This window comes from Bacillus cereus group sp. BfR-BA-01310 (assembly GCF_022664325.1).
GTDB classification, from domain to species: Bacteria; Bacillota; Bacilli; order Bacillales; family Bacillaceae_G; genus Bacillus_A; species Bacillus_A paramycoides.
In genome coordinates, this window is record NZ_JAKUHD010000005.1 from 21504 (window position 1) to 40988 (window position 19485).

Sequence of the window (19485 nt, forward strand, 5' to 3'; positions counted from 1 at the left end):
TTGTTTAGTGGGTGTATAATTAATATAATATAGACTACGTTTAAAGGAGATCATTATGGGAGTGTATTGGGGGACGAAAAGACATTCATGGCTTAGTTATGTCTCATTTTGGTTAAGTATTTTATTCTTTGTTGTTTTTTTAATTGAAGTGTTTGTATTTAAAACACTTTCAAATAGCTCATTACAAATCGTTAAATACTTTTATTTTATATTTGTACCATTAAACATCATTCTTAGTTTAAGGTTATTATCTAGGAAGAATGAAAAGAAAGTATTACCGATTTTTAGTTTAATTGTATCGCTATTATTTGCAAGCTTAATTATAGTTTTAGCATTAGTAGCGACGGGGAAATTTTTTTGAGGGAAGAGTGATACAAGTCACTCTTCTTTTTTATATAAAATCCAAAATATTTATCCCGCTATTTTCGGGCTGCCCGTAAAAGCCTGATTGGTGTGGGCTAATAAAACAGTAGGAGATTAGTTGTCAACAAAAAGCTATACTAGTGAGCAGAGAATGAAATAAGAATACTATATGTTTTATATGTGTTTATGAAGCAAATGAATGGGGTAAGATTCTTGATATATGGTACAATAAACATGGATAGTGATAGAGATAAAGGGTATATAAAATACTCATCGTTTTTTAGTAAGAGAGGGGTTATCTTATGCTATACGAGGATTTGGTGACATTATTTCAAGTTGCTCCACTAGAAGCGGGAAGAGACGGCTGGAAATATATAATCCAGGAACAAAATGATAAATATGAAATTGTTGATGAAATGTTAAAAAAACAAATGAGTGTTGAATTGTATTTTAATGAATATGATGAGGTGAAAATCACTTTATATAAAGATGGAAGCCCCATTACTACTATGCAAAGAATTGCTATTTCGAAAGTTGAGTTAGACGAAGAGGAAGATGGCATTCAATTCGTTTTAGAACGCATGCCAAGTCGAATGATTCGATTGCAATTAAAGCCATACCTTGCAGTGGAGATGGGGCCATACTGGGAAGTATGTGAAGACTGTGAATGAACATGAAAAAGCATCCGTATACACGGATGCTTTTTCATGTTTTTTGAAGTTGTTTACAAGCAATAATCGGTAGTAGAATGATGCTCACCCAACCGATAATAGGATATAAAATATGAAGAAGCTCACTATAACCGATGTAACTAAAGCAATAACTAATTAGTAATATGAAGTAAATAATATGGTTACTTTTCCATCCGGTAATGGATTGCATTTGTTTTGTCATTCCGAATATATTCCCAACTAATGTTGTGAACACTTCACCAAAAATGATAAGAACAAAGAAAAAGTGGAAAGTTGCATTAAACCTTCTTACAACTTCAGCCATTGGGATGTTGTATTGATAAAATTGTTCAACTGATAATATTGCTAAGTGGCTACATAATAAAATAAAGCAAAGCCCTGCGCCTCCTAAAATACCACCCCATAAAATAGCTTTTCGATCTTTTACTTCACTGGCCAATGGAACGAGAACACTTTGGGCGAGAGAAAGATTTAATGCGACATATGTAATTGGGCTAGTAATCCATTTCATATTCCAACTTTCTGTAGGAACGGTGTTACTAATAGGAGTTGAATCATGAATAAAAGTTGTAATGGCGAGTCCGATAATAAAGATCATCATAATAGGTACAACGAGCGTATTTACTTCAAAAACACCTTGTAATCCTCGGCTCCCAATAATGAGACAGGCGATGACTGTGATGAAAATGCCAAGTTGTCTTGGAAGGCGGAGTTGTTCTTCAAATACTGCTCCGGCTCCTGATAACATAACGCTCGTTACACCAAATAATACGAGTAATAATAATGTGTTTACGACATTTCCAAATACATCCCCAAATAAGTATTTGTTGAATTCTTGAGCTGAAAATGCCCCGATTTGTGATGAGAGTAACATCATCTTAGTGCCGAGCCAAATAAAAAAAAATCCACTTATACATATGCCAATTGTCCCGTACAATCCGTTAACTGTAAAGAATTCAACAATTTCTCGCCCAGTAGCAAATCCAGCTCCAACGACAGTTCCGATATAAGTAGCAGCGACTTTCTTTGCTACTTGCCATTGTTGATTGTCCATGTTATCCCTCTTTCTTCTATGATGAGCTTGACTTACTACTATGCATATGTGTAAGCTTGGACGATTAGACATATGAAGTAGTTGAAAGAATACATGAATTATATGATATTAGGGAAATATTAAAGATGTTAAAACTTTGTTACATATAAGCTGTTCATTCGAGAGAATAGGAAATGTATGGTAGAATGTAATTGAATTATTAAAAGATAATAATTATAAAATGATAAGAGGAGTGGATTGTATGAGTACGAAAACAAATGTTGTTGAAGTATTAAACAAGCAGGTAGCAAACTGGAATGTGTTATATGTGAAATTGCATAATTATCATTGGTATGTGACAGGACCACACTTCTTTACATTACATGAGAAATTTGAAGAATTTTATAATGAGGCTGGAACATATATTGATGAGTTAGCAGAACGTATTTTAGCGTTAGAAGGAAAACCGTTAGCGACAATGAAAGAGTATCTAGCAACTTCAACTGTGAGCGAAGGAACAAGCAAGGAGTCTGCAGAAGAAATGGTACAAGCTTTAGTAAACGATTTTTCTGCACTCATTCAAGAGTTAAAAGAAGGTATGGAAGTAGCTGATGAAGCTGGTGATGAAACATCGGCTGATATGTTATTAGCAATTCATACGACATTAGAACAACATGTATGGATGTTAAGTGCATTCTTAAAATAAAAAATGGATTAAAAAACTCTATTGAAAAATTCTTTCAATAGAGTTTTTTATAATTTTTCAGTTTTCTTTTATGCTATAATATAGTGAAAAGGAGGCGATGCGATGTTTCGCTTTTTCAGAACTGGAAAAGAAGAGAGGGAAATTACGAAAGACGAATTAGAGCAAGCGATGGCTAAGTTTCTAGAAACGAATGCTAATATCGTTTATACGGTCTTAGTAAATGATGATTACACTGTAAATTATGATTTGTTAAAGCCCTATTTACCTGCATTTCCAACAAATCTTTTTCTTATTACGAAGGAAACGCTTGAAGTATTTGAACATACAGAAGAAAATTTAAAACTAGTTAAAGAAATTGATGTCGTACAAAAGGCAGTAGATCAATATGTAACTGAAAAAGAAATGTTCCCAATTGTTGAAAATAGCGAAGATCGCCTCGTATGCGGAATGAAGCTAGGACCTTACTTAAATCGTATATTAAAAAGAAACTTATATATTTCAGAAAAACATTATTTAGTTTCAAGTAAACCAGATAAGAAAAAAAAGAATAGTAGGTAGATGTGATGCAAACAACAATAAATATATTGTTGTCTTTTTTTTGGTTATTAAAATATTGATTTTTCAGTCTATTTAATTTTATACTAAAACTAGTAGATAGAAAGAAGCGATGTATTATGCGTATACATACATTAGTTAGTAAATATCATTCTGAGAATCGGCTATTGTTAAGTTATAGAATACACCGTGACCACAGAATGGTTTAATAGTTCGAGAAATAAGTAAAAAGGTTACGGGGGAACTACAATATGAAAAATAACATGACGTATATTAAGTTGTTAAATGAAACGTTAGATTGTTATGCAAATAAAGGAAGTTTTGAAGCGTACACTTATATAATGGAACATGCTAAAGGTGTAGTGGGGAATGAGGCACAAATATATAATTTTAAATATGCGCTTGCAAGTGCAGCAGGACTTGAAGAAGAAGCGTTACATTTAATGAAGGAAGCTATTATGGACAATGGATTTTGGTATGGAAATGAGTATTTAATCTCCGACGACGATTTAAAACCACTACATAAATTTGAAGAGTTTCATAAAATGGTTCAATTATGTAAAGAAAGAGAAGAATTAGCAAAGAAAACAGTACGAGCAGACGTGAAATATATTTACAGCAAGAAAAAGGGAAATCTACTACTTACAATGCATGGTGATCAAGAAAATATACAAATAATAGAACCATATTGGAAATCAGTTTTGACACAAGATTATACGTTAGCTTTACCACAGTCTTCGCAAATTCAGTTTTCAGATGGGTTTGTTTGGGATGATATAGATAGAGGGAAAGAAGAATTAAAAGAGCATTACGATAAGTTTATAGAAAATCATACAGTACAAAATGTAGTAATTGGTGGTTTTTCTGCTGGAGCAAGAATAGCTTTATATACTATTTTACAAAAAGATATAAATGTGGATGGTTTTATTTTTATGGCACCGTGGCTTCCAGAGATTGAAGAATGGAATGAGTTGCTGGGGATGTTACAGGATAAAGGTATAAAGGGATATATAATATGTGGCGATCAAGATGAAGATTGTTATGAAGTCACGCAGCAATTTGTACAGTTATTAAAGGATAAAGATATAGAACATAAGTATAAAGTTGTGCCTAACTTAAAACATGATTATCCTAATAATTTTGATGAGTTATTAAAAGAAGCTATTGAATATATAGGAAGCAAAAACAATATGTAGTAAGAAAGGGAGATACATCATATGTGATGTATCTCCCTTTTGAAATTATAAATTAAAAGCGTCAGCCAATAAGCGATAAGAGTTTAATTTGTCTTCAAATTGATGTGTGATTGTGACAATCATAAATTCTTCGGTATTGTATGCTTTGCTTAAGTTTAATATTTTTTCTTTCACAGATGATGGGTCACCGACGATCATACGTTGGCGATTTTCTTTAATGCGGAATAGGTCATAAGCACTATACGAATAATTTTGAGCAGTTTCGATAGACGGAGTACCAGTAGTCCGTTTTCCTTGTTCTAGTAATAAGATTGATAAATCTAAACTAGAAGCAATTTTTTCTGCTTCTTCGTTTGTTTCGGCACATATTACAAAAATAGCGACGATTGATTTTGGTTTATCCCCTAAAAATGAAGGCTGGAATTGTTCCTGGTAAGCCCTCATAACTTCTGGACCTCCGAAGCCATTAATAAATTGTGCAAATGCAAAAGAAGCTCCATTGTGCGCCGCAATTTTAGCACTCTCTCCACTAGAACCGAGCATCCACATTTCAGCTGATGTTTGGATTATAGGAGTAGCTTTTAAGTTTGCATAGTGATGGTTTTCAGGTACTTTATCATGTAAGTACATTGCAACATCTGCAATTTGTTCCGGGTATTGATCAAGTGAGACCATTTTTCCTTCTTGTAATGCACGAGTTGCTATCGGCATACCACCAGGTGCTCTACCAATACCAAGGTCGATGCGGTTTGGATAAAGTGCTTCTAAAACACGGAAATTCTCGGCGACTTTATATGAACTATAATGTGGCAACATAACACCGCCAGAACCAACTCTAATACGATTCGTTTTCGCTGCAATATGAGAAATGAGTATTTCTGGACTTGAACCAGCTAAGCTTACAGAATTATGGTGCTCGGATACCCAAAAACGTGTAAATCCGAGTTTTTCAACTTCTTGTGCAAGCGTAACTGTATGTGAAAAAGCTTCAACCGCTGTGCTACCATCTGAAATAGGTGATTGGTCTAATACACTTAATTTGATCATAGAATATACCTCTCAATCTTAATGTACATCCTATTATATATTTACTTACGAAAAATGCGTAATGAAATGCTCAAAAGGAAAAGCGGATAATATTTTATCCGCTTTTAACGAGAAAACCCTCGTTCATAATGATTCATTTCGACTAAGTTTAAAATATATTCGTAGTTATCAATTTCTAGATATATTTGCTTGCGTTCTTCTTCAGTAAGTTTAACGCTAGTAAGTTTTTTACAAAGCTGCTCTTTCTTTAATTCTAAATGTTTTTTTGTTGCGTGATAGTCGTAAGTACGTTTCATGTGTATTCACCCTTTCCCTACAGTTACTATATATATTTATTGTATGAAGCACGTAGAAGGGGGAGAGCTACACCATATGTATTTTTAGTGAATCTTCAAATTGATATGGTGTTATGTTTAAGGGGGTTTATGAATAAAATGCACTAAACCACTAATGCACATTTTATGAAGTAAGGGGTGGGATTGTGCAAAAAGATATAATGTTTGATACACAGGCAGATGTAAAGATAATAGAGAAGGGATTGCAAAAGACAACACGTCCGAAACAAATTATTATAGTTGGGGCCGGTATGGCTGGATTAGTTTCGGCATCTTTACTGAAGGACGCAGGTCATCAAGTAAAGATTTTTGAAGCGAATAATCGTGTAGGAGGCCGAATTGAGACAGTCAGAATGGAAGATACCGGATTATACTTAGATGTTGGGGCGATGAGAATTCCGTATTCGCATACATTAACGATGGCATATATAAGAAAGTTTGGGCTACAGGTGAGCCCTTTTATTAATAGAAATGAAACAGATATTATTTATGTCAATGGCCGGAAAACGACATTGAAACAATACGAAAAAGACCCGAGTATTTTAAGGTATCCTGTTGAGATGAATGAAGAAGGGAAAACTTCTGAGGAATTATTATTGTTAGCAGTTCAACCAATTATAAATTTTATTAAAAGAAACCCAGAGAAAAATTGGGACGTTGTAGAAAAGGATTTTGGGAAGTACTCTACAGGGCAGTTTTTAAAGTATCATCCTTATCAATATAATACGTATTTTTCACCGGTAACGATTGAAATGATAGGAGTTCTACTAGACTTAGAAGGTTTTTTGGAAAGGTCATTCATTGAGACATTACGTTTTTTATACATTATGCAAGAGGAAAGCGGATTTTGCGAAATAATAGATGGGAACGATAGATTACCAAAGTCATTTTTACCACAATTAGAAGAAAATATTATATATAACCAAAAATTAATGAAACTACATCAACAAGCTAATGGTGTGACAGCTTACTATAGGAATGAGGAAACTTTTGAATATAGTAGCATAACAGGTGATATAGTTATTGTTACAATCCCTTTTTCAACAATGCGATTTGTGGAAGTAGATCCATTTGATTCTATATCTCATGCGAAATGGAAAGCAATTCGTGAATTGCATTATATGCCAGCTACAAAAATAGGAATTCAGTTTAAAAGTCGTTTTTGGGAGGACCAAGGGCAATTAGGGGGGAGAATTATAACAGATCTTCCTATTCGTTATGCCTATTACCCAAGTCACGGCATCGGTTCAAAAGGACCAGCCATAATGCTTGGGAGTTATACGTGGTCATACGATGCATTGCTATGGGATGGTTTATCAAGAGGTGATCGCATCTATTACACACTACAAAATTTAGCAACAATATTAGGTGAGCAAGTATATGATGAGTTCATGTCTGGAATATCAAAAAGTTGGACATTAGATCCATATGCACTGGGAGGGTTTGCACTTTTTCAAGCTGGTCAAGAATCTGAATTACAACCAGCCATTGTAAAACCTGAGGGGAGAATATATTTCGCTGGAGACCATACAACACTATATCACGGATGGATTCAAGGTGCGATTGAATCTGGAATTCGTGTGGCGGCTGATGTGAATGAGGAAAATGTATAAAATTCAGAAATTTCTTTACTGTATAACTTGAGATGGATATTATTATATATAAAAGAATTATAAGGAGTGGTTATATTGAATCCGTTATTATTCGATTTTCCTACTGAATTTAATACTGAAAGGCTTTTTATTCGAATGCCAAAACCAGGTGATGGTAAGGTTGTATATGAAGCGATTCAAGCTTCAATGAAAGAATTAAAGCCTTGGATGGTTTTTGCACAAAAAGAGCAAACAGAGGAAGAAATAGAAGAGAGTATTAGAAAATCGCATATTCAATTTTTGCAGCGTGAGGATTTGAGATTACTAGTGTTTTCGAAAGAAACAGGTGAATTTATTGCATCTGCCGGATTACATCGTATTAATTGGGATATACCTCAATTTGAAATCGGGTATTGGATTGATTCAAGGTTTAGTGGAAAGGGCTATATGGTAGAGGCTGCAACAGGTATAACGGATTACGCTTTTGCTGAACTGAAAGCAAATCGCGTAGAAATTCGATGCGATTCTCTAAATAAGAAGAGTAGAGCGATACCTGAGAAATTAGGCTTTAAATTAGAGGGTATTTTAGAAAGTGCGAGTGTTGCGGTAGAGGGAAATGGATTAAGGGATATGTGTGTGTTCGCTATGACGAGAAATACATATGAAAAAGAAGAGCTGTAAAGTAACAGCTCTTCTTTTGTATGCATTAGGGTACAGGATGTCCATTAGAGCTTTCGAAAATTGTAAACCATTGTTGGCGATCTAAATTAACTTTTGTTGCCATTGCAGCTGTTTTTACTCGATCTAATTTGCCAGAGCCAACAATTGGCATCATTTTTGCTGGATGAGCAAGTAACCATGCATACATAACAGTATCAATGCTATCAACGCCTAGTTCAGTAGCGATTTTTTGTAAAGTTTCACGTAAACGTACAGCACGTTCAGTTTGGCCAGTAAAGATTTCACCACCAGCAAGAGGTGACCAAATCATTGGATTGATTCGTTTTTCTTGGCATAAATCAATAGTACCTTTTTCAAAATGCTCAAGCTGCATCGCAGATACTTCGATTTGATTTGTAATAAGCGGGAAGTCTAAATACGAACTTAACATATTAAATTGAGAAGGTAAAAAGTTAGAAACACCGAAGTGACGAACTTTTCCTTCTTGTTTTAAGCGTAAGAACGCTTCTGCCACTTCATTTGGATCCATGAATGGATCGGGACGATGAATGAGCAGTACATCAATATAATCTGTATGTAAGTTTTTTAATGAATCCTCCGCGCTTTTTATAATATGTTCTGCACTCGTATTGTAGTGAGCGACATATCGTTCTGGAAATTTCGGTGATGGGGGAGCGATTCCACATTTTGTGATGATTTGCATGTTTTCGCGTAAGGAAGGCTTTAGTTGTAACGCTTCTCCAAACAATCCTTCACATGTATATCCACCATAAATATCAGCGTGATCAAAAGTAGTAATCCCCATATCCATACAAGCTTCAATAAAAGAAAGTAATTCTTGTTTCGTCATATTCCATTCTGCTAAACGCCAAAATCCTTGAATAATACGAGAAAATTCTAGTGTTTCGGTCATTTGAACTCGTTCCATTATAAGTACCTCCTTGATGAATAATAATATTTTTGAAAAGGCTTTCTTGCTAAATACTATTATATAGTTACCCGGTTGTACATACAATAAATATGTTTTGCTACAAAAACGATTTTCTCTATATGCTATAATGTAGAAACATAGAGCAATAAGGAGATGTAAGGGATGATTCCAGTAACAATATTAACGGGTTTTCTTGGATCAGGGAAAACGACATTATTAAACCGAATTTTATCAGAGGATCACGGTAAGAAATTAGCAGTGATTGTAAATGAAATAGGGCAAATTGGTATAGATAATCAATTAATTATGAATGTTGAAGAAGAAATTATGGAAATGACAAACGGTTGTCTATGCTGTACTGTACGTGAAGATTTACTCGTTGCCTTAAAACAATTACTGGATGTAAAAGCAGAGGGGAAAATGGATTTTGATGGCTTAGTAATTGAAACGACGGGTCTTGCAAATCCGGGTCCGATTATTCAAACGTTCTTTTTAGATCCAGTTATTCAATCTGCATACCAAATTAACGGCGTTGTAACAGTGGTAGATAGTTACCATATACATAAACATTTTGAAAAGGGACTAGAAGCAAAAGAACAAATTGCATTTGCTGATGTAGTTTTAGTTAATAAATTAGATTTAATTGAAGAAAATGAGAAGGAAGACCTTCTACATGAACTTCAAGGAATAAATCCAACTGCGAAATTAATTCCGACGACTAACTGTGAGGTGGATATTCCATCATTACTACAAATACAAACGTTTAAAACGAGAGATACGTTACAAATTTACCCACATAAAGAACATAATCATCTAGAAGGCGTAAAATCATTTGTATTACGTGAAGAACGTCCGTTAGATTTACAAAAACTTAATGAGTGGATGTCAGCTGTCGTTCAAGAACTAGGAGAGCATTTATATCGTTACAAAGGAATTTTATCAATTGATGGAGTAGATAAACGTATTGTTTTCCAAGGTGTACATACATTGTTTGCTGCTTCGTATGATAGAGAGTGGCAAGAGGGCGAAGAGCGAGTAAGTGAAGTAGTTTTCATCGGAAAAGATATTAATAAAGAGTGGTTCCAAGAACATTTCCAAGAGTGTGTGAAGTAAGCCTGCGTAAATTGCAGGTTTATTTTTATTCAATCGAATGAGCACTTCGTTGAGATAGTATTAGATTGTAAAAATGAAGTATATAAGGGGAAGAAGCTAGAAATAGAAAATGTTACATTGCTAAATGTATAATAAAAAGCCTGTTTTCACAGGCTTGTATTTTTATCTATAAGCAATTCCATTACAACACCTACAACTGGGCCCTCATCATCAATATCCCCATTTAAGCGGAAACCGAATGATTCGTATAATCCCATTGCTAGTTTGTTGTCTGGATGTAAACTTAAATAAATTATTTTACATTCAAATTTTTGTTGTAAGAACTGAATTAAAAGGCGAAGGAAACGCTTTGCATATCCTTTTCCTTGAAATTGTTGGTCAATCATAAAACGATCTAACCATACGCTTTCATTCTTTTTCCAATACCATCCATACAGTGCATATCCAACAAGTGTTTCTTCATCATATAAGCCTACTGACGTTCCATTTTCTTCATATAATGATTCCGCTAAAGAAAACGCATTACTTTCAATAAATTGCTGCTGTTCTTTTGTTACGCTTAAAGCAGCTACTGAACGCCAATTATTTGCTGTTACTTCACAAATGTGAAGGTTCATAGTTCCAACTCACCTTCTAAATTATTATAGCTTAAAAGCTAATATGGATAATTTTACTTGTTATTTCGGTCAAGTCAAGGGGAAATACATAAAAAGGCAGCTGAATGAAATATTCAGCTGCCTAGAAAATATAGTTGATTAGTTTGTTGCTTCTTTTAAAGTATTTACGTTTTCTTCCATTAATGTGAAGTAATCTTTATTGTTCTTCGCATCATCCTCAGAAATAGTAGCAAGGTGATTTAAGCGTAAAACTTTTGTACCTGTTTCTTTTTGAATAACTGATGCTACTTTTGGAGTAGAGAATGTCTCAAATAAAATATATTTTAGACCGTGATCTTTTACTGTTTTTGTAATGTCAGCAAGCTGTTTTTGAGATGGTTCATCAGATGCTGAAATTCCAGCGATTGGAATTTGCTTTAGACCGTATCGTTGTTCCCAGTAGCCATAAGCTGCATGTGAAACTAATATTTCTTTCGTTTTTGCATTTGCAACAACGGCTTTAAATTGATCGTCTAAATCAGTAAATTTTGTTTGTAGTGCTGCGAAGTTTTTTTCGAACTCTTTTTTATGTTCAGGTTGTAATTCTACAAGTGCATTTTTAATTTTTTCTGCTTGTTTCATCGCAAGAGTAGGATCTAACCAAACGTGTGGATCTTTATCATGGTGATGTTCATCTTCTTTATGACCGTCTCCATGATCGTGCTGCTCTTCTTCAGTTGAAGTACGAAGTTCGATATCTTTAGATGCATTTACAACTTTTACGTTTTCATTTTTTAATGATTTTTCCATTTTTTCGGCAAATGGTTCTAATTCTGCGCCGTTATAAACGAATAAATCGGCTTTTGCAACTTGTACAGTCTGTTTTTGACTCGGTTCAAATGTATGAGAATCCGCACCAGGTGGGTAAATTGCTTCTACATTTACATAATCACCACCGATTTTTTTTGCAAAGTCAGCAAGTGGGAAAATGGTTGTATAAACAGAAAGTTTCCCATCTTTTTTCGCTGCACCATCTTTGTTGTTGGAACATCCAGTAAAGATGAGTGTGAAAATAAGTATAAATGAAAATATAGCTAATTTTTTCGGCATATAATTCTCCTCTTTTCTTTTTTACAATTATATTTTCTCCAAATGTAAGAAGAAAATATCGATTCAACACAAAACGGAATAATTACGTTTTAGTTTGCGAACCTAGTATAATACATCTTTATGAAAGTTGCAATAAATAATAATCATTACGATTTGATTTTGTTATAAATCTGTCAAAAAGAAAGGTATTAATTTTTATGATTGGTGCATATGTGACAATGTTACTTTCATATATTGGGAGGGAGCAGAAAAAAGGGGATGAGCGCTTGGGATACATTATGGAGGCTATCTTTTTAATACTTGCGGTTGTTTTGCCGTTAACTTTTGTTTTAATCTTTTTAAGAAGACTAATAAGTAATTTAGGGGATGCTACAACAATTACGAAATTGCCAGTGGAAGAAAAAGAAAAGAAAAAAGAGTAAGTAAAGTACTATGCTTACGCATAGTGCTTTACTTATGATAAAATAATAAAACGGAAACTCCTATTAGCGATTATCAGCAAAAGGAGAGAAAAGTAAATAAAGAGGTATGCATATATATGAATGAACGAACAGCGTTAGTACTTGGTGCAAGTGGATTAGTTGGACAAGAAATAACGCGTCTATTACTTGACTCAGATTACTACGATTCGGTTACTATTTTTGTAAGGGAACCATTGAAATGGCAACATGAGAAATTACAGCAGAAACAGGTGGATTTTTCGGTATTAGAGGAATATAAAGAGTTTTTTGCAGTAGATGATGTATTTAGTTGTTTAGGAACAACGATTAAAAAAGCGAAATCGAAGGCGAATTTTAAAAAAGTAGATTATGAATATACGTTACGAGCTGCTTGTTTAGCTGAAAAACAAGGTGTGCAAAATTTCCTTGTTATTTCATCAATGGGAGCAAATCCTAAATCATTTTTCTTTTACTCGCAAGTAAAGGGGAAGATGGAAGAGGAGTTGCAAAAGCTAGTTATTGGTGGTATTCATATTTTTAGGCCTTCATTATTAGTAGGAAATCGACAAGAATTTCGTTTTGGAGAAAGAATGGCTGAGAAATTATCTCGTATTATTCCGTTTATATTTAAAGGTGCTTTTAAAAAGTATAAACCAATCTCAGCGAAAGACGTAGCGAAGGGAATGTATATAACAGCGTTACGTGAAGAGTCGGGTATCCATATTTATAATTCAAATGAAATTACAACGATAGAATAAATAAAACCGGGAAGAATGACTTTTACTGAAAGACCAAAGAAATAAAGGTTGAGGCTTGAATTAACAGTAAATGCATGTTGTTTAACAATTATCACGACAATTTATAATTTAAATTCAAAAAAGAAGGATAGAAAGGCAGAAGAGATATCTGCTATTTCTATCCTATTTTTGTACTACAAGTGACCTCATTTACTACAACAACATTTTTAGAATCTTATTAAACTATCGCATGCTTTAGGTTAATAAGAATTTTTTATTTCATTTAATTCTCGGTTTTATTTATTCGTATGGATTTTCCCAGGTGCTCGCTTGTATTGATACGGTTCTTGTAATTCAAAGCCAAGTTCATTGGCGGCTATTCTTGGGAAATACGGATTGCGAAGTAACTCACGTCCGATAAAGATTAAATCTGCTTCGTTATTATTTAAAATTTGCTCCGCTTGTGACCCAGTCGTAATCAATCCAACTGCACCAGTTGCAATCTTAGTATGTTCTTTAATATGTTTGGCATATTGTACTTGATACCCAGGATAAACATCAATGTGTGCTGGGACAACTGCACCTGAACTACAGTCAATTAAATCAACACCTTGTTCTTGCATCCATTTTGTATACTGAACATAATCTTGAACAGTTAAACCTTCAGGATGATAATCATTAGCAGAAATACGAACAAACAATGGCCCGGTCCAAACTTCATTTACTGCATCAATGATTTCACGTAAGAAGCGATAGCGATTTTCTTGTGTACCTCCATATTCATCGGTTCGCTTATTGGAAAGTGGAGAAAGAAATTCATTAATAAGATAACCGTGGGCACCGTGTAATTCAATAACGTCAAAGCCAGCTTCTTTAGATCGTAAAGCAGCTCTTTGAAAAGCTAAAACAGTTTCTTTAATTTGCTGTTTACTCATTTCTACTGGGATTTTCATTCTATCGTTAAACGGAATTGCTGAAGGAGCTAAAGCATCCGTTTCTAATTCAGCCTTTCTTCCGGCGTGAGCGAGTTGAATGGCAGCTCTTGCACCGTTATCACGGATGAATGTTACGGTTTTGTGTAAACCTTCAACAAGACTATCATCCCAAATACCGAGGTCCTTATTAGAAATACGTCCTTCAGGTACAACTGCCGTTGCCTCAATCATAACGAGACCGACTTGCCCAGCTGCTCGAGTCCCATAATGAACAAGGTGAAAATTGGTTACCTGTCCATCTTCATTTTCTGATGAATACATACACATAGGTGACATAACAATACGGTTTTTTAGCGTAACACCTTTAATTGTATAAGGTGAAAAAAGCATTGGAATCCCCCTTTGTTTGAATTTTCTTTCATTGTATCATTCTGTTTGTAGTTTCCCTAATGAAACGCTTATACGCAAAATTTTGTCAATTCGTGTTACAATGACAAATATGAAAAGAATTGGAGGATGACGTATGTATCGGGCTTATTATGAAAATGAATTAGGCTTGCTGGAAATTACAGCGAATACGAAAGGAATTACGTCTGTTATATTTGTTGAAGAAAGAAAAGAAGAACTTAAAAATGAAATTGTTGAACAATGTATAGATGAATTAGATGAATACTTTAAAGGTAAAAGAAAAGAGTTTACAGTTCCATTGTCTGCTGAAGGAACAACATTTCAAAAGAATGTATGGGATGCACTTTATACTGTTCCATATGGCGTAAGTGCTTCATATTTAGATATTGCGGAGAAGGTTGGGAATACGAAAGCTGTACGAGCGATAGGAGGAGCAAATAGTCGGAATCCAATTTCAATTATCGTTCCATGTCATCGTGTGATTGGAAAGAGTGGAAAGCTTGTTGGGTATGCGGGTGGTTTATGGAGGAAAGAGTGGTTATTGAAGCATGAAGGTATTATAAAATGAAGTATGGATGGAAAGAGGGATCGTTTTGAAATGTATAAATTGTGGGCGACCTTGTACTAATGGTCAGTTAAATTGTGCAAATTGTCAGCGAAACTTGCATAATGAACAAGGTGAAGGAAGCTCGCTAATAGACAAAGAGTTAGAAGTATATGTAGGAAGAAATTATCCACATTATAAAAAAAAATGGGAGTTAGAAAATAAAAGAATTGCTAGGTGGAGCTGGAATGGATGGGCAGCTATTTTTAATGTAGGATGGCTTGGTTATCGGAAGTATTATTTACCTGCTGCTTTATTTGTATTGTTATTAGTAACATGTGATGCATTTTCTTATTATATGGGATTCAATGTAGCGTTGCCAGTTATTAATATGGTTCCCCTTACATTTCTATTACTCGTTTTTATTATATTTGGCATGGGGATTTTTGCGAATGGATTATATTATCAATTTGCAGAAAGGCGTATATATCGTATTAAGGCACGGGGAATTGAAAATGAATCGGTTGAAGAATATCTTATTCGTGATAGTGGTGGAACGAGTAAAATGGGGGCGACAATCGTTACTATTTTGACCATTGCAACTATTTTTTTCAGTCATTTCTTTTTTCCGACGGATCGAGACATTATACAAAAAGTACGTACAAGCTCGCTTTATGAATACCCGTTCTTTTCGATTGGTGAATCGTTTGAAAGTTATTTCCAAAATTCAGGGTGGGTATATTATCGCGGGTCGGAAGGACTGGAACTAGTAGAATTTCAAGGATACAGCCCAGGGATGCCAAGACAAAAAGTTACGATTCAATTTATTGTTGATTATAAATTGAGTGAAATTGAGCCATACTCACTTACGATTAACGGTGAATCTAAAAGTGAAGAAGAGTTTTTGAAGATGATGGAAGAAATATTTAAGGTTCAAAATCCATTTGACTTAGAGGATGGATTACAAGTAAAAGCAGTGCAAAAAGAAGCGGATGGAAAGCGATTTCTAACTGCTTCTTTTCTGTTTATAAAAATAAATATTTAAAATAATCAGAATCTTTTGTATAATGGTATATATTATACAGGCTTTCATTTATACATATAGATTGGGGGAAGGAAGAATGAAGAGAAAGGTAACAACGATTGCTGCAGTTGCATTATCGACTAGTGTGTTAGTTGCAGGTTGCGGAAATGGGGAGAAGGCATCTACAACGAAGAAAGAAGCAAGTAAGGGAGTAGCAGATAAGCAAGTTTTAAACTTACTGGAAACAGCAGAAATTCCTTCAATGGATACGTCAAAATCAACGGATTCCGTATCTTTCCGCGCCTTTGTAAATGCAATGGAAGGATTATATCGTTTAGATAAGGATAATAAGCCAACGCCAGGTATGGCAAAAGATGTGAAGATTAGTGAGGATAAAACAACATATACATTTGAATTACGAGATGCAAAGTGGTCTAATGGCGAGCCAGTTCGAGCGCAAGACTTTGTATATGCTTGGCAACGTGCATTAGATAAAGCAACAGCTGCTGAGTATGCATTTATTTTATTTGATGTGAAAAATGCACAGAAAGTAAATAAGGGGGAATTACCTTTAGATCAATTAGGAGTTAAAGCAAAGGATGATAAAACGTTAGTGGTGGAATTAGAACAACCAGCGCCGTATTTCCTTGAACTTACTTCGTTCCCAACATTTTTCCCTTTAAATGAAAAGTATGTAAAGGAACAAGGGGATAAATATGCATTAGAAGCAGATAAACTATTGTACAATGGACCATTTACAATGAGTGAATGGAAACATGAACAAAGTTATCAGTTAAAGAAAAACCCTAATTATTGGGATAAAGATACTGTAAAGTTAGAAGAAATAAATGTAAGTGTTGTAAAGGAAACAAGCACAGGAGTAAATTTATATGATAGTAATCAAGCAGATCGAGTTATTCTAAGTTCTGAATTTGTTGATAAATATAAAAAGAGTAAGCCAGATGAATTTAAAACGAAGCTAGACCCACGTATGTATTTCTTACGCTTTAATCAACAAAATGCAACATTTAAAAATCAAAAAGTTCGTGAAGCAATTGATTTAGCATATGATAAAAAAGGAATTGCAGATGTTATTCTAAATGACGGGTCATTGCCAGCATACTTCTTAGTACCTGAAAAATTTACGACAGGACCAGATGGAAAAGACTTCCGTTCTGTAAATAAAAATTTCCGTGATAATAAAGATAATGCAGCAAAAGCAAAAAAATTGTGGGAAGAAGCGAAAAAAGAACTTGGTCAAGATACAATTACAGTAGAATTACTAAATGATGATAACGGTAGTCGTAAAAAAGTGAGCGATTTTATTAAAGAAGAGTTAGAGAAAAATTTACCGGGCATTAAAGTGAATTTGAAACAACAACCATATAAACAAAAACTAGATTTAGAGAAGAAGCTACAATATGAATTCTCGTTATCTGCATGGGGCCCAGACTATCCAGATCCAATGACGTACATTGATATGTTCGTTACAGGAAGCACATTCAATGAAATGGCTTATTCTAATCCGAAATATGATGATTTAGTAGCGAAATCAAAAGGGGAACTATTAAAGGATGACGCAGCACGCTGGAAAGCACTTGCAGAAGCTGAAAAAATCTTAATTGGTCAAGATGCTGCAATCTCTCCTACGTATCAACAAAGTACAGCTTATTTAGAGAAGCCGTATGTAAAAGGTATTGTTAACCATACGTTCGGTGGGGACTTTAGTTATAAATGGGCATATATTACAAAAAAATAGTATAATAAAAGATGAGTGAATTTTCGCTCATCTTTTATTTGTATAGGGAGGAACCTTACGTGTTGAAAGGAATCAATCATCTATGTTTTTCAGTTTCAAATTTGGGAAAATCTATTATGTTTTATGAGAAAGTATTAGAAGGAGAATTGTTAGTTAAAGGGAGAAAACTTGCGTATTTTAATATATGCGGAGTTTGGGTAGCGCTTAATGAGGAAGTAGATATTCCAAGAAATGAGATTCATCAATCTTATACACATATTTCATTTACTGTTGAACAGGAAGATTTTAATTGTTTGTTAAAGCGATTAGAAGAAAACGAAGTTCATATTTTAAAAGGCCGAGAACGTGATGTGAGAGATTACGAATCTATATATTTTCTTGATCCAGATGGTCATAAATTTGAGTTCCATTCAGGGACGTTACAAGACCGTCTAAATTATTATAGGGAAGCAAAGCCTCATATGATGTTCTACTGAGGGGAGGGAAGGAATTTGCATGCACTTGTAATTGGTGGAACAGGAATGTTAAAGAAGGTTTCTATGTGGCTTTGTAAGCAAGGGTTTCATGTTTCTATTATTGGACGAGATAATGCGAAATTAGAAAATGTTAAGCAAGCATGTAGTGAACGAGAAAAAATTACGAGTCTTTCTTTAGATTATCATAACGAAGAAGATGTAAAGAAATCTATTAAAGAGTCAATTGAACACAATGGCCCAATCACACTAGTTATTGCATGGATACATTCGACTGCTGAACGTGCACTTCCGATAATTTGCGAAGAGATTGAATTGTCGTCTAAGGAATATAGTGTATTTCATATATTAGGTAGTAGTGCATCACGTGCGAAGTTACAAAAAATAGGCGGGGCATTATGTAGTTATTATAGAATTATATTAGGGTTTATTTTAGAAGATACATATGCAAGGTGGCTTACTCATGAAGAGATAGCTGACGGGGTTATAAAAGGAATTGAAGGGAAATACGCGGAATGGGTTGTAGGGAGAGTTGAGCCGTGGGAATTGCGGCCAAAATGGTAAGGGGGAATAGGAAATGAAGACAACGGTATATGTAACACGACACGGTGAGACGGAATGGAATGTAGCAGGGCGGATGCAAGGACGAAAAAACTCAGCATTAACTGAGAATGGTATGATACAAGCACAACAATTAGGTGATCATATGAAGGATTTACCGCTTCATGCCATCTATAGTAGTCCAAGTGAAAGAACGCTTCATACTGCAGAACTGATTAAAGGAGAACGCAATATACCAATTATTGCAGATGAACATTTCTTTGAAATTAATATGGGGGCATGGGAAGGGCAAACAATTAATGACTTGGAAATGCAGTATCCAGAAGAAGTACATTTATTTTGGAATGAGCCACATCTTTTTCAGTCAACATCAGGGGAAAACTTTGCGGCCGTTCATAAGAGGGTAATAGAAGGGCTACATATACTTTTAGAAAAGCATAAAGGTGAGAGTATATTGATTGTCTCTCATGCTGCGGCAGCGAAATTACTTGTAGGGCATTTCGCGGGTATTGAAATTGAAAATGTGTGGGATGATCCATTTATGTATAGCGCGAGTCTCAGTGTGATTGAATTTGATGAAGATCGTGGTAAAGTAAAACAATTTGCAGATGTAAGTCATTTTCAGTGAACGTAAAAAAGGCCGCAACGCGGCTT

General features: G+C 34.5%; 23 protein-coding genes. 16 read left to right on the forward strand and 7 right to left on the reverse strand.

Annotation, left to right across the window (positions count from 1 at the left end):
• Nucleotides 1-55 precede the first annotated feature (55 nt).
• Together MR109_RS12565 and MR109_RS12570 are read left to right on the forward strand one after the other, a co-directional pair.
• Nucleotides 56-361 (forward strand): hypothetical protein, encoded by a 306-nt coding sequence (locus MR109_RS12565; RefSeq protein WP_098475216.1) that lies wholly within the window; start codon nt 56-58, stop codon nt 359-361.
• Nucleotides 362-665: 304 nt separating this feature from the next.
• A complete protein-coding gene (locus MR109_RS12570; RefSeq protein ID WP_002171500.1) occupies nt 666-1034 on the forward strand; it encodes a DUF3979 family protein in 369 nt (122 codons plus the stop codon).
• Nucleotides 1035-1068: 34 nt separating this feature from the next.
• Here MR109_RS12570 and MR109_RS12575 read toward each other — a convergent pair whose 3' ends face one another.
• Entirely contained in the window at nt 1069-2109 is a 1041-nt protein-coding gene (locus tag MR109_RS12575) for a YkvI family membrane protein (protein ID WP_071720364.1), read from the reverse strand.
• A 241-nt stretch (nt 2110-2350) separates the two neighbouring features.
• Between MR109_RS12575 and MR109_RS12580 the strand changes: the two genes are divergently transcribed.
• From MR109_RS12580 to MR109_RS12590, 3 genes are all read left to right on the forward strand, one after another.
• The gene (locus MR109_RS12580) at nt 2351-2794 is read left to right on the forward strand and encodes a Dps family protein (RefSeq protein WP_002171502.1); all 444 of its coding nucleotides are present in this window, start codon (nt 2351-2353) and stop codon (nt 2792-2794) included.
• 102 nt (nt 2795-2896) lie between these two features.
• Complete coding sequence (locus MR109_RS12585; protein ID WP_048372666.1) at nt 2897-3352, forward strand: DUF3939 domain-containing protein; 456 nt, start codon at nt 2897-2899, stop codon at nt 3350-3352.
• Nucleotides 3353-3600: 248 nt separating this feature from the next.
• Complete coding sequence (locus tag MR109_RS12590) at nt 3601-4545, forward strand: alpha/beta hydrolase (protein WP_242272273.1); 945 nt, start codon at nt 3601-3603, stop codon at nt 4543-4545.
• A 45-nt stretch (nt 4546-4590) separates the two neighbouring features.
• Here the strand turns inward: MR109_RS12590 and MR109_RS12595 are convergent, their stop codons facing one another.
• Both MR109_RS12595 and MR109_RS12600 read right to left on the reverse strand, forming a co-directional pair.
• Entirely contained in the window at nt 4591-5592 is a 1002-nt protein-coding gene (locus MR109_RS12595; protein WP_098307210.1) for an LLM class flavin-dependent oxidoreductase, read from the reverse strand.
• Between the two features lie 104 nt (nt 5593-5696).
• Entirely contained in the window at nt 5697-5888 is a 192-nt protein-coding gene (locus MR109_RS12600; protein WP_002148588.1) for a DUF3896 family protein, read from the reverse strand.
• Between the two features lie 185 nt (nt 5889-6073).
• Between MR109_RS12600 and MR109_RS12605 the strand changes: the two genes are divergently transcribed.
• Together MR109_RS12605 and MR109_RS12610 are read left to right on the forward strand one after the other, a co-directional pair.
• Nucleotides 6074-7540, forward strand: coding sequence for a flavin monoamine oxidase family protein (locus MR109_RS12605; protein ID WP_242272274.1), 1467 nt, complete (start codon nt 6074-6076; stop codon nt 7538-7540).
• Between the two features lie 75 nt (nt 7541-7615).
• Entirely contained in the window at nt 7616-8200 is a 585-nt protein-coding gene (locus MR109_RS12610) for a GNAT family N-acetyltransferase (protein ID WP_071720354.1), read from the forward strand.
• Between the two features lie 25 nt (nt 8201-8225).
• On the opposite strand, the gene MR109_RS12615 is transcribed toward MR109_RS12610, so the two are convergent.
• Nucleotides 8226-9128, reverse strand: coding sequence for an aldo/keto reductase (locus MR109_RS12615; RefSeq protein WP_048372655.1), 903 nt, complete (start codon nt 9126-9128; stop codon nt 8226-8228).
• Between the two features lie 165 nt (nt 9129-9293).
• Between MR109_RS12615 and MR109_RS12620 the strand changes: the two genes are divergently transcribed.
• Nucleotides 9294-10244: a CobW family GTP-binding protein gene (locus MR109_RS12620; protein WP_048372652.1), complete on the forward strand. Its 951-nt coding sequence runs from the start codon at nt 9294-9296 to the stop codon at nt 10242-10244.
• A 146-nt stretch (nt 10245-10390) separates the two neighbouring features.
• Here the strand turns inward: MR109_RS12620 and MR109_RS12625 are convergent, their stop codons facing one another.
• Both MR109_RS12625 and MR109_RS12630 read right to left on the reverse strand, forming a co-directional pair.
• A complete protein-coding gene (locus tag MR109_RS12625) occupies nt 10391-10861 on the reverse strand; it encodes a GNAT family N-acetyltransferase (RefSeq protein ID WP_048372651.1) in 471 nt (156 codons plus the stop codon).
• A 138-nt stretch (nt 10862-10999) separates the two neighbouring features.
• The gene (locus MR109_RS12630) at nt 11000-11950 is read right to left on the reverse strand and encodes a metal ABC transporter substrate-binding protein (protein ID WP_242272275.1); all 951 of its coding nucleotides are present in this window, start codon (nt 11948-11950) and stop codon (nt 11000-11002) included.
• A 197-nt stretch (nt 11951-12147) separates the two neighbouring features.
• Between MR109_RS12630 and MR109_RS12635 the strand changes: the two genes are divergently transcribed.
• Together MR109_RS12635 and MR109_RS12640 are read left to right on the forward strand one after the other, a co-directional pair.
• Nucleotides 12148-12372, forward strand: coding sequence for a hypothetical protein (locus MR109_RS12635; RefSeq protein ID WP_002171515.1), 225 nt, complete (start codon nt 12148-12150; stop codon nt 12370-12372).
• 116 nt (nt 12373-12488) lie between these two features.
• Complete coding sequence (locus tag MR109_RS12640) at nt 12489-13148, forward strand: oxidoreductase (protein WP_002171516.1); 660 nt, start codon at nt 12489-12491, stop codon at nt 13146-13148.
• A gap of 275 nt (nt 13149-13423) precedes the next feature.
• Here MR109_RS12640 and namA read toward each other — a convergent pair whose 3' ends face one another.
• The gene (gene namA / locus MR109_RS12645) at nt 13424-14452 is read right to left on the reverse strand and encodes an NADPH dehydrogenase NamA (RefSeq protein WP_242272276.1); all 1029 of its coding nucleotides are present in this window, start codon (nt 14450-14452) and stop codon (nt 13424-13426) included.
• A gap of 133 nt (nt 14453-14585) precedes the next feature.
• Between namA and MR109_RS12650 the strand changes: the two genes are divergently transcribed.
• The 6 genes from MR109_RS12650 to MR109_RS12675 all read left to right on the forward strand — a co-directional run bounded on the left by MR109_RS12650 (nt 14586) and on the right by MR109_RS12675 (nt 19459).
• The gene (locus MR109_RS12650; protein WP_002171519.1) at nt 14586-15038 is read left to right on the forward strand and encodes a methylated-DNA--[protein]-cysteine S-methyltransferase; all 453 of its coding nucleotides are present in this window, start codon (nt 14586-14588) and stop codon (nt 15036-15038) included.
• Between the two features lie 25 nt (nt 15039-15063).
• A complete protein-coding gene (locus MR109_RS12655; protein WP_242272277.1) occupies nt 15064-16059 on the forward strand; it encodes a DUF2628 domain-containing protein in 996 nt (331 codons plus the stop codon).
• Between the two features lie 76 nt (nt 16060-16135).
• Complete coding sequence (locus MR109_RS12660) at nt 16136-17797, forward strand: peptide ABC transporter substrate-binding protein (protein ID WP_242272278.1); 1662 nt, start codon at nt 16136-16138, stop codon at nt 17795-17797.
• Nucleotides 17798-17856: 59 nt separating this feature from the next.
• Nucleotides 17857-18273 (forward strand): FosBx1 family fosfomycin resistance bacillithiol transferase, encoded by a 417-nt coding sequence (fosB, locus tag MR109_RS12665; protein WP_178940193.1) that lies wholly within the window; start codon nt 17857-17859, stop codon nt 18271-18273.
• Between the two features lie 15 nt (nt 18274-18288).
• Complete coding sequence (locus MR109_RS12670) at nt 18289-18834, forward strand: short-chain dehydrogenase (protein WP_002171523.1); 546 nt, start codon at nt 18289-18291, stop codon at nt 18832-18834.
• A 13-nt stretch (nt 18835-18847) separates the two neighbouring features.
• Complete coding sequence (locus tag MR109_RS12675) at nt 18848-19459, forward strand: phosphoserine phosphatase 1 (protein ID WP_242272279.1); 612 nt, start codon at nt 18848-18850, stop codon at nt 19457-19459.
• The last annotated feature ends 26 nt before the right edge of the window (nt 19460-19485 follow it).